Origin of the sequence: Rhizobium sp. S163, assembly GCF_030380805.1 — a bacterium.
GTDB lineage: Bacteria > Pseudomonadota > Alphaproteobacteria > Rhizobiales > Rhizobiaceae > Rhizobium.
On the sequence record NZ_JAUDSA010000038.1, the window covers coordinates 1 to 10,871 of the forward strand.

The following is a 10,871-nucleotide window of genomic DNA, read 5'->3' on the forward strand; positions in this document are numbered from 1 at the left end:
CGGGACCAATCAGCATCGCAGCCAATTCATAAGAAATCCAGAGCGAAAGTCACCGTCGCCAGCAGCGCCGCCGCCCTCGTTCTGTGAAGCGGCTTATAAGGCCCCAGAGCCGAACAAGTCAACAGGCCTTTTTCAAAAAATCGCAGTTTCTGGCAACTGACTGAATTAGCTAGGGAATTTCCAGAAGGCTCATTTGAGTGCCGGAAACACACCCTGTTGGCGCAGGCTTGCGGCAAGCATCCACCTCTATATAGGACTGCAAAAGCATGAGACGAGGCCGTCTGCCCTCACATTTTCACAATCAGGTGGTCTCAAGGGCAGCGTGAACGTCGTGGCCGGTCCATTCGGGTCCGCTCATTTGACTCCCATATGTAAACTATGCACTTTTCCGGCCACCCAAATGCCCCCTGGGCCTGGTTGACCCGATCAGCTGAAAGGATGCGGACGCCTTTGCCATGGTAACTGAGAAGATGATGATCCGCTCGTTCGGCAACGAGCCAGCCCTTCTCGCCGATGGCAGACGTGCGCCCGACCGCCGCGAAGTTTCGCTGCGCTGGCTATCCGGCACCTTCCTGACCGGTATCACCTCGAGCGTATTGATGGGCGTGGCGCTGTTTGCCGCCCTCGACGGCCGCCAGCAGCTGGCAATCCCCGCCGAGGCCTATGCCAGTATTGCCGGCACCGCCAATCCCGACGCCGACGTCACCCGTGGTGGCCGCCTGATCGCGCCAGCCATCGCCGCCAAGCCGTCCGATCGCAAGATCATGGAAGTATCGACAGTCGTTCATGAAGGCGACAAGGAGGTGGTGCGTCGCCAGCCCTTCGCGCGTGTGAAGATGACGCTTGCCGCCAATCACGTCGCCACCGAGGACTACCCGGCCTTCAACCCGCTCTCGATCTTCTCGGCCGACGAGCCGGAACCGCAGCCGGGCGTGCGCACCGGCCAGATCTACGGCTCCGACGTCGAATCCGAAGTCAGCCTGAAGACCGAGGCCTATCCGGCATCGGCTTCCAACCTGAAGATCGCCGCCGGCATGTCGCTCGACGAGATCGAGGAGAACGTCCGCTCCAACGGCTCGGTGCTCACAGATGGCGCCTCTCAGGTCGCCGCCCTCTATTATGTCGACCCGCAGCGCTTTTCGACAGACGACAACGACGTCGACCTGGCATCGGGTCTGACCGCCCGCGTGCTCGAACAGAACATGACGGTGTCGGCGCCGGAATCCATCACCCCGCAGACGGAGGAATTCGCCGACGATATCGTGCCGGTTCGCCAGGACACGCCGATCGTCAAGGCCATGATGGATTCGGGCTATCCGGAGCCGCAGGCGAAGGGTCTTTCCACCTATCTGTCGCCGTTGTTCGGCTCGGAGAACCTGTCGAAGGGTGACGTGCTGCGCATCGGCATCCTGCAGAAGGGTGAGCAAGCGAAGATCATCCGCGCCAGTGTCTATCGCGGCTCCCGCCATATCGTCACGGTCGCGCTCGACGACACGGACCACTATGTCGCCGGCAGCGAGCCGCCGAAGCTCGATGCGATCGCCACGGCCTTCGACGACAGCGCCATGACCGCGCCATCGAACCAGAATCTGCCGCGCGTCTATGACGGCATTTATCGCGCCGCCCTCTCCTATGGCATGACCAAGGACATGACAGCGCTGATCATCAAGCTTTTGGCCAGCAGCGTCGACTTCCAGGCCGAGTTGCGCCCGACCGACACGCTCGAGGCCTTCTTCTCGGTGGCCGATGCCAGCGGCCAGGCGACGGATCAGTCCGAGCTGCTCTATGTCAACGCCCGCTTCGGCGATACCCAGACGCGTTTCTACCGTTTCCAGGATCCCGAAGACGGTTCGATCGATTACTTCGACCAGGACGGCAAGAGCATTCGCCAGTTCCTGCTGCGCAACCCTGTTCCGAACGGCATCTTCCGCTCCGGCTTCGGCATGCGCCGCCACCCGATCCTGGGCTTTGCCCGCATGCACACCGGCGTCGATTGGGCCGCCCCGCGCGGCACGGCGATCATCGCCGTCGGCAACGGCACGGTGGAAAAGGCCGGCTGGGATAGCGGCGGCTACGGCAACCAGACGATCGTGCGCCATGCCAATGGCTACGAATCCTCCTACAATCACCAAAGCGCGATCGCCAAGGGCGTCGTCCCGGGCGCCAAGGTGCGCCAGGGCCAGGTGATCGGCTGGGTCGGCACAACGGGTGAATCCACCGGCCCGCATCTGCATTACGAGATGATCGTCAACGGCACCAAGGTCGACCCGTTGCGTGTTCGCCTTCCCGGCGGCAAGTCGCTCGCCGGTCCGGCGCTCGCCAAGTTCGAAGACGAGCGCAAGCGGATCGATACGCTGTTGGGCAACCAGCCGCCGCCGCAGGTGGCGAGCAAGTAGGCCTTCGCCTCTACCTTCCAGACAGTTGTCTCTAAAGACCCCTCCCCAACCCCTCCCCACAAGGGGGAGGGGCTAACCCGTGGCATTCGCCTGCCCGATCCTACCGCCAGCGGCTGTTGAGAGGTTTCTATTCGAGTGGCGAGATCGCGCCCAGCAAGCCCCTCCCCCTTGTGGGGAGGGGTTGGGGAGGGGTCTTCCTGCTTGCGATTTCGCCGACAAAACGAAAAACGGCGGCCGAAGCCGCCGTTTCCAATCTCACCCGCCAGTCCGCTTACGCCGCTTCGCTAGCACCGGCACTCCTAGTGCGGAACAGCAGCCGATCCGTCCCGCCGGTGATCTTCACCGTCGAACCATCCGGCACCTGTCCGCCGAGGATCTGCTCGGCGAGCGGATCTTGGACGTACTTCTGGATCACCCGCTTCAGCGGTCGCGCGCCGTAGACAGGATCGTAGCCCTTGTTGGCGAGCCAATGCGTGGCCTCGTCGTCGAGCTCGATCGTGATCTTGCGCTCGGCCAAGAGCTTGACCAGACGCTGCAGCTGGATGTCGACGATCGCGCCCATCTCGTCCCGCTTCAGGCGGTGGAAGAGGATGATCTCGTCGATGCGGTTCAGGAACTCCGGCCGGAAGTGGCCGCGCACCATCTCCATCACCTGCTCGCGCACCAGATCGCTGTCGTCGCCGTCCTTCAGCTGCGTCAGATATTCGGCGCCCAGGTTCGACGTCATGATGATCATCGTGTTGCGGAAGTCGACGGTGCGGCCCTGGCCATCGGTCAAACGGCCGTCGTCGAGCACCTGCAAGAGCACGTTGAAGACATCAGGATGCGCCTTTTCGATCTCGTCGAACAGCACGACTTGATAGGGCCGGCGACGCACCGCTTCCGTCAGCGAACCGCCTTCCTCATAGCCGACATAGCCGGGAGGGGCGCCGATCAGCCGGGCCACGGAGTGCTTCTCCATGTATTCCGACATATCCATGCGCACCATCGCCGTCTCGTCGTCGAAGAGGAAGCGGGCCAATGCCTTGGTCAGCTCAGTCTTGCCGACGCCGGTCGGGCCGAGGAAGATGAACGAGCCGAGCGGCCGGTTCGGATCCTGCAGCCCGGCGCGCGCACGGCGCACCGCCCGCGACACGGCCTGAACCGCGTCACCCTGGCCGATGACAGACTTCGCCAGCTCATCTTCCATGCGCAGCAGCTTCTCGCGGTCGCCTTCCAGCATCTTCTCGACCGGAATGCCGGTCCAGCGGGAGACGACATGCGCGATGTTGTCGGGGGTCACGACCTCCTGCACCATGGCGCTGCGATCATTGTCCTGCGCTTCTGCTTCCGACAGCTTCTTTTCAAGCTCCGGAATGACGCCGTAGGTCAGCTCACCGGCGCGCTGGAACTCGCCCTTGCGCTGGGCGATTGCCAGATCGTTGCGCGCATCGTCGAGTTCCTTCTTCAGATCAGCGGCAAGGCCGAGCTTCTGCTTTTCCGCCTGCCAGCGGGCCGTCAGCGCATCGGCACTTTCTTCCAGATCGGTGAGCTCGGTCTCCAGCCGGACAAGCCGGTCGGCCGAGGCAACGTCGGTTTCCTTCTTCAGCGCTTCTCGCTCGATCTTCAGCTGCATGATGCGGCGATCGAGTTCGTCGAGCTCTTCCGGCTTGGAATCGACCTGCATGCGCAGCCGCGCAGCCGCCTCGTCCATCAGGTCGATCGCTTTATCGGGCAAAAAGCGGTCGGTGATGTAGCGGTTCGACAGCGTAGCTGCCGCCACAAGTGACGAATCCGAGATGCGGACTTTGTGGTGCTGCTCGTACTTCTCTTTCAGGCCGCGCAGGATCGAGATCGTATCCTCGACCGTCGGCTCTTCGACGACGATCGGCTGGAAACGACGGGCGAGCGCCGGGTCTTTCTCGACATGCTTGCGGTACTCGTCGAGCGTGGTCGCGCCGACGCAATGCAGTTCGCCGCGCGCAAGCGCCGGCTTCAGGATGTTCGAGGCATCCATCGCGCCGTCACCCTTGCCGGCACCGACGAGCGTATGCATCTCGTCGATGAACAGGATGATCTCGCCGTTTTCGGCCTGCACCTCGTTGAGCACGCTCTTCAGCCGCTCTTCAAACTCGCCGCGATATTTCGCGCCGGCAATCAGAGCGCCCATGTCGAGCGCCATCAGCTTCTTGTCTTTCAGCGATTCCGGCACGTCGCCATTGACGATACGCAACGCCAGGCCTTCGGCGATCGCCGTCTTGCCGACGCCGGGCTCACCGATGAGAACGGGGTTGTTCTTGGTACGGCGCGAGAGCACCTGGATGGTGCGGCGGATTTCGTCGTCGCGGCCGATCACGGGATCGAGCCGGCCATCGCGGGCTTCCGCCGTCAGATCGCGGGCGAATTTCTTCAGCGCGTCAAAGCCCTGTTCGGCATTGGCGCTGTCGGCCGTGCGACCCTTGCGGATTTCGTTGATGACCTGGTTCAGCGTCACCGCCGTCACGCCGGCATTCTTCAGCGTGATCGCGGTGGACGATTCCATCGCCAACGCCTGCAGAAGACGCTCGACCGTGACGAAGCTGTCGCCGGCCTTCTTCGATGCCTCCTCGGCGGTCGAGAGAACCTTGGCGAGCGGTGCGGCAAGATAAATCTGGCCATTGCCGCCGGAGACTTTCGGCAGCTTGGCAAGGGCGGCATCATTGGCAAGGCGGGCGGCCTTGGCGTCGCCGCCGGCGCGCTCGATGAGAGACGCGGCCACGCCCTGGTCGTCGTCGAGCAGCACTTTCAGCACATGCTCGGGCGAGAACTGCTGGTGACCCTGGGCCAGCGCATAAGTCTGCGCCGACTGGATGAAACCGCGCACCCGCTCGGAGTATTTTTCAATATTCATCAATAGACCTCCTTAAATCGCCCTGCCCTCATAAGGCACAGGCCGATGACTGAGATTGAGCTCCCTCAAGAGGCGAGCCATGCCTCTTCGCCGGCGGCCGAAACCGAGGCGAAGAACTTGCTCAGGATATGGTGGGAAGCCGCGAAAGTTTAAAGAGGTGGCGCGCCCAAAAAACCACGCCTGCGAGCAAGCCGCAGCCGGCGCGCGGACGGCCACCGAGGGGCCGAAAACGAGATCGCCCCGCCGGAGGGCTGCTCGGGCGGGGCGGGATCGAATTGTATCGAATGGCGCTTATGCGGCGACCAGATCGTCCGTCTCGTTTTCCTTGAACATCTTGGCGAGGTTCAGGAAGCAGATCATGCCGTTTTCGGACGCGATGATGCCTTCGCAGAAGGCGCGGTCGAAGGATGCGGTAACCTCGGGAACCGGCTGCACCTGATCGGCCGAAATCGTCAGGATGTCGGAGACGCGATCAACCAGCATGCCGATGACCATGTTGTGCACTTCGGCGACGACGATGGCGCTGCGCTCATTGGCGACGGTGCTCTTCATGCCGAGCTTGAAGGCGAGATCGATGATCGGAATGACAGAGCCGCGCAGGTTCATGACGCCGATGACGTCGGCCGGCGAATGCGGGATCGGCGTCGAAGGCGCCCAGCCGCGGATTTCGCGGATGGTCGTCGTCTTCACGCAGAATTCCTGGTCGTGCAGGCGGAAGGCAATGATCTCAAGCGTGTCGCCACTGAAGCTCGGAGAATTGATCGTCGTCATTAAAAATGTCCCAACTGTCGAAAGCCAGGGCAGAAGCAACCACGCCACCATTGGCGTCGATGCACTTTGCCTTCAAGCCGCCAGTTCTCTGAATATGAAGAGTACCGTTACGGTTACTGAGGACTGTAAAGAAAGAGTGTTTCCCAAATCTAAACCGACCGGCAGGATTTTTCGCCCGGTGAGTGGGGGAGTGCAGCGGAGGGATGCGTTGAACGGATCACGGACTCGTTCAACGCGGCCAAGCCTCAGACGATGGTCTTCTCGATCTGCTCCACCGCCCAATCGACCTGGTCCTTGGTGATGACAAGCGGTGGCGCCAGGCGGATGGTGTTTTCGTGGGTGTCCTTGGCGAGAAGGCCGAGGTCCTTGAGCGCGTAGCAATATTGCCGCGCGCCGCCGGCTTCCGGCACCAGCTCGACCGCCATCATCAGCCCGCGACCGCGCACCTCTTTCACGATGTTCGAGCGGATCGAGCGCAGCCCCTCGAGGAAGTAATTCCCCATCCGCTCGGCATTGCCGATCATGTCCTCTTCCGTCAGCACCTTCAGCGCCGCGCGCGCCACGGCGCAGGCAAGCGGATTGCCGCCGAAGGTCGAGCCGTGCTGGCCGGGCTTCAAGACGCCCAGCACCTCGGAGTTCGAAAGCACGGCGGAAACAGGATAGAAGCCGCCCGACAGCGCCTTGCCGATCAGCGTCACGTCGGCCTCGATACCCTCATGCTCTTCGGCCAGCAGCTTGCCGGTGCGCCCGAGCCCGGTCTGGATCTCGTCGAGGATGAGCGTGACCTTGTTGTCGGTGCAGAGCTGGCGCACTTTTCTGAAATAGCCCGGCTGCGGAATGATGACGCCCGCCTCGCCCTGGATCGGCTCGATCAGCGCCGCCACCGTGTTCTCGTTGATCGCCGCCGCGAACGCCTCCGCGTCACCGAAGGGAACGGTGCGGAAGCCCGGCGTATAGGGGCCGAAGCCTGAGCGCGCATCCGGATCGGTGGAGAAACTGATGATGCTCAGCGTCCGGCCATGGAAGTTATCGGAGCAGACGATGATCTCGGCCTTGCCCTCGGGCACGCCCTTTACCTCGTATCCCCATTTGCGCACGGCCTTGATCGCGGTCTCGACCGCCTCGGCGCCGGAATTCATCGGCAGTATCTTGTGCGATCCTGTCAGCGCCGCGAGCTCCTCGTAGAGATGCGCCAGCTGGTCGTTGCGGAAGGCGCGGGAGGTCAGCGTCAGCTTGCCAGCCTGCTCGACCAAGGCCGAAAGAATCTTCGGGTGGCAATGCCCCTGGTTGACGGCCGAATAGGCGGACAGGCAATCGAGATAGCGCTTGCCATCCGTATCCCAGACGTACACCCCCTCGCCGCGCGTCAGGACGACGTCGAGCGGCTTGTAGTTATGGGCGCCGAGGCGCTGCTCCGTATCGATCAATCTGGCTGAACTGCTCATGGTCGTCCCCTTTTTGTTATGCGGCACGGGTTTCTTATGCGGCGCGGGTCGGGCGGTCGAAGATGCGGCGGCCGAACAGGCTTGCCGTCAGCTCGACGAGAACGCGGGCGCTCTTGCCGCGATCATCGAGAAACGGGTTGAGCTCGACCAGATCGAGAGAGGAGACGAGCCCGCTGTCGCAGAGCATCTCCATGATCAGATGCGCCTCGCGGAAGGTCGCTCCACCGGGCACCGTCGTGCCGACGCCGGGCGCGACGTCAGGATCGAGGAAATCGACATCGAGGCTGACATGAAACAGCGCGTTCGCCGCTTCGACCTTGGAGAGAATGTCGCGCATGATCGCCGCGACCCCCTGCTCGTCGATCGAGCGCATGTCGAAGACGTTGACGCCGTGTTCCTTGATCAGCTCGCGCTCCGGAGCGTCGACCGAGCGTATCCCGACCTGGAAGACATTCTTCGGATCGACCAGCGGCCGGTCGCGCGGCAGGATGTCGGAGAGATCGGCCTGGCCGCAATAATAGGCGACGGGCATGCCGTGAATATTGCCCGAAGGCGATGTCTCCGGCGTGTTGAAATCCGAATGCGCATCGAGCCAGAGCACGAAAAGCGGTCGCTTCTGCTTGGCGGCATAGCGCGCCATGCCCGATACCGTGCCCATCGACAGGCTGTGGTCGCCGCCGAGAATGATCGGGAAACGGCCGGCATCGGCGATCTCGAAAACGCCGGCGTCAAGCGCCCGCGTGAAGGCGCCGACGGTGCGCAGATTGTGCGCCTTCGGATTGTTCGGCAGGTCGCGGGCCGGCACGATCTGCACGTCTCCGGCGTCAGCGACATCATGGCCGAGGTCGACAAGCGCGCGGTCGACGCCGGCGATACGAAGCGCCGTCGGGCCCATCGCGGCCCCCCTGCGGCCGGAGCCCTCTTCCAAAGGCGCACCGATAAGGGTGACCGATCGCGACTGTGCCTGCATCTTGTTCTCCTGCTCACTGCTTCGGTTGGATATCTGACATCGCCACGGCGACAAAAAGATGAAAAAGTGCCAGTTTCACAGCATGATTTGACAGTTTGCCAAGTCCGACCATACAAAGTGAAACCCCCTCTCCTGCAAAGTAAGACCATGGACGACCTCGATCAGGAACTTCTGAGCGCCCTGCGCCACAATGCCCGCACCCCCGTCTCCTCGCTTGCCGCCATGACCGGCGCCTCACGCGCCACCGTCGCCGCGCGCATCGACAGATTGGTCGCCAACGGCACCATCGCTGCCTTCACCATCCGCACCGGCCACGAGACCCGCGCCGCCGGCGTGCGCGCCATCGTCATGATCGAAGTACTCGGCAAACTCGCCGACAAGGTCGCCGACCAGCTGCGCGGCCTGCCGCAGGTGCGCGCGCTCCACAGCACCAACGGCAAATGGGACTTCATCGCCGAACTCGAAGACCGCGACCTCGTCTCCTTCGACGAAACCCTGCGCCGCATAAGACTGATCGACGGCATCAACACGACTGAGACAAACATATTGCTGAAGACGAGGAAGACCAGCTTTTAAAGGGGAAAGCGCGGAGAGGTGGCACCTATTTCGTGCGCTGGAGGCCGATGGTGACCATTGAACCTCTGACGACTTGTTGACTCACCCAAGGGCGAACAATACCCTGCGAGTTCAGTCGTTAGGCTTGTCCTCAGATGACAGATCCATCTCTTCAGCGGCGTCTTGCCGCCATCGTCGTTGCCGATGTGGTGGGATATTCTCGCCTGATGGAGGCTGATGAAGTCGCGACGGTGGAGAACCTCCGGGTGCTCCGTTCCGGCGTTATCGAGCCCGCCGTGACGTTCCACAACGGTCGAATCTTCAAGATCGTGGGCGACGGCTTCCTAATCGAATTCGCTAGCGCATTGGATGCGGTCAAGGCAGCGCTGGAAATACAACGGGCCACCACTGCCACCGAGCCCCCGGGAGACCGACGCCTGCTTTTGCGCGTCGGCGTCAATGTCGGAGATGTCATTGGCGACGGCTCGGACATCCTCGGCGACGGCGTAAACGTCGCTGCGCGCCTTCAGACGCAAGCCGCATCGGGAGGCATCTGCATTTCAGCCGGCGTCCACGGCGAAATCGTCGGCAAGATCAACGAGCGGTTCTTCGATGCCGGCGAGCGCTACCTGAAGAACCTGACCCGCCCGGTCCATGTGTGGCATTGGCCGGATGCGCTGCAGAGCATATTGCAGTTGCCCGAAGGGCCGTCGATCGCCGTCTTGCCGTTCACCAATATGAGCGGGGATGAAGCGGACACGCATTTTGTCGACGGCTTGACCGAAGACTTGATCACCGACCTGTCCCGTACGGCTGGCCTGTTCGTCATAGCGCGCAATTCCGTCTACGTTTACAAGGGCAAAGCGGTCGACGTACGGCTGGTCGCCCAGGAACTCGGCGTCCGCTACGTCCTCGAGGGGAGCGCCAGACGCGCGATGGGGCGTGTCCGCATCAATGCGCAATTGTTCGACGCGCTTGGCGGCAAGCACCTGTGGGCCGACCGGTTTGACAGGACGGTGGAAGATGTTTTCGAGCTGCAGGACGAAGTCAACGCCAAGATCGTCGAAGCCCTCGTTGGCCGCCTGACCGCCCCGGCGCAACGCAATCGCCCGAAGAACGTCGAGGCATACGACCTGTGTGTCCGCGCCCGCCTCCTGACGGAAGAGTCACCTCAGACTGAACGTGAGGCACATATGCTGCTCCAGCGCGCCGTTCAACTTGAACCGTCATATGCCGAGGCCCTCGGTCTGCTCGCATATAACCGTTGGCTTGCCTGGACTCATTTCGGCGAGCCCGAAGATCCAAACCGGGCGATGGCAGTGACGTTGGCGCAGAAAGCGGTCGACCTGGATCCCAACGACGCAGGCTGCCGATACATTCTGGGGACCATCATGGCCTATGAGCGGCGATGGGAAGAATCGGAGGGAGCCTTCACCAAGGCCCTGGAGTTGGACCCCAACCACGCCGACACCTGGGCCGCCATGTCGGATATGTCCGTGCTTGATGGCAAGGTTGCCGCCGGCCTGGCGCAGATCGAAAAAGCACTGCGGCTCAATCCCTATCCAGCCTGCTGGTACCTTTGTCATCTCGGGCAGGCGCAGTACGCCGCACACGATTATCAGGCAGCGAAGGTTACCCTGCGCAGGGAGGAGACCTATCGTACAAACTCACGCAAATTCCTGGCCGCGACGCTTGCGCAGTTGGGCGACGACGAGGAAGCGCACCGGGAAGCAGAATTGTTCCTGATCGCCCATCCCCATTTCACGATCGACCATTGGCTCAACTCCCAGCCGCTCCGCGACACAGATGTGGGAGACCACTTCGCCGATGGCTTCCGGAAAGCCGGCCTGCCGGAGAGGTGAAAG

Annotated in this window: 7 protein-coding genes; 3 read left to right on the forward strand and 4 right to left on the reverse strand. The window is 62.3% G+C overall.

The window, feature by feature from the left end; all coding sequences use genetic code 11:
- Window positions 1–455: 455 nt before the first annotated feature.
- Window positions 456–2,396 (forward strand): M23 family metallopeptidase, encoded by a 1,941-nt coding sequence (locus QTL96_RS28980; RefSeq protein WP_289730182.1) that lies wholly within the window; start codon window positions 456–458, stop codon window positions 2,394–2,396.
- 271 nt (window positions 2,397–2,667) lie between these two features.
- Here the strand turns inward: QTL96_RS28980 and clpB are convergent, their stop codons facing one another.
- The 4 genes from clpB to rocF all read right to left on the reverse strand — a co-directional run bounded on the left by clpB (window position 2,668) and on the right by rocF (window position 8,451).
- On the reverse strand, window positions 2,668–5,265 hold the full coding sequence (gene clpB, locus QTL96_RS28985; protein WP_289730183.1) for an ATP-dependent chaperone ClpB: 2,598 nt from the start codon (window positions 5,263–5,265) through the stop codon (window positions 2,668–2,670).
- 291 nt (window positions 5,266–5,556) lie between these two features.
- A complete protein-coding gene (locus tag QTL96_RS28990) occupies window positions 5,557–6,036 on the reverse strand; it encodes a chemotaxis protein CheW (protein ID WP_047508497.1) in 480 nt (159 codons plus the stop codon).
- Between the two features lie 245 nt (window positions 6,037–6,281).
- Window positions 6,282–7,481 carry an ornithine--oxo-acid transaminase gene (gene rocD, locus QTL96_RS28995; RefSeq protein WP_289730184.1) on the reverse strand — a complete coding sequence of 400 codons (1,200 nt, stop codon included), beginning with the start codon at window positions 7,479–7,481 and terminating at the stop codon, window positions 6,282–6,284.
- 34 nt (window positions 7,482–7,515) lie between these two features.
- A complete protein-coding gene (rocF, locus tag QTL96_RS29000; RefSeq protein ID WP_289730185.1) occupies window positions 7,516–8,451 on the reverse strand; it encodes an arginase in 936 nt (311 codons plus the stop codon).
- Window positions 8,452–8,598: 147 nt separating this feature from the next.
- Between rocF and QTL96_RS29005 the strand changes: the two genes are divergently transcribed.
- Window positions 8,599–9,027: an Lrp/AsnC family transcriptional regulator gene (locus tag QTL96_RS29005; RefSeq protein ID WP_047508503.1), complete on the forward strand. Its 429-nt coding sequence runs from the start codon at window positions 8,599–8,601 to the stop codon at window positions 9,025–9,027.
- A gap of 134 nt (window positions 9,028–9,161) precedes the next feature.
- Window positions 9,162–10,868: an adenylate/guanylate cyclase domain-containing protein gene (locus QTL96_RS29010; protein WP_289730186.1), complete on the forward strand. Its 1,707-nt coding sequence runs from the start codon at window positions 9,162–9,164 to the stop codon at window positions 10,866–10,868.
- Window positions 10,869–10,871: the final 3 nt, after the last annotated feature.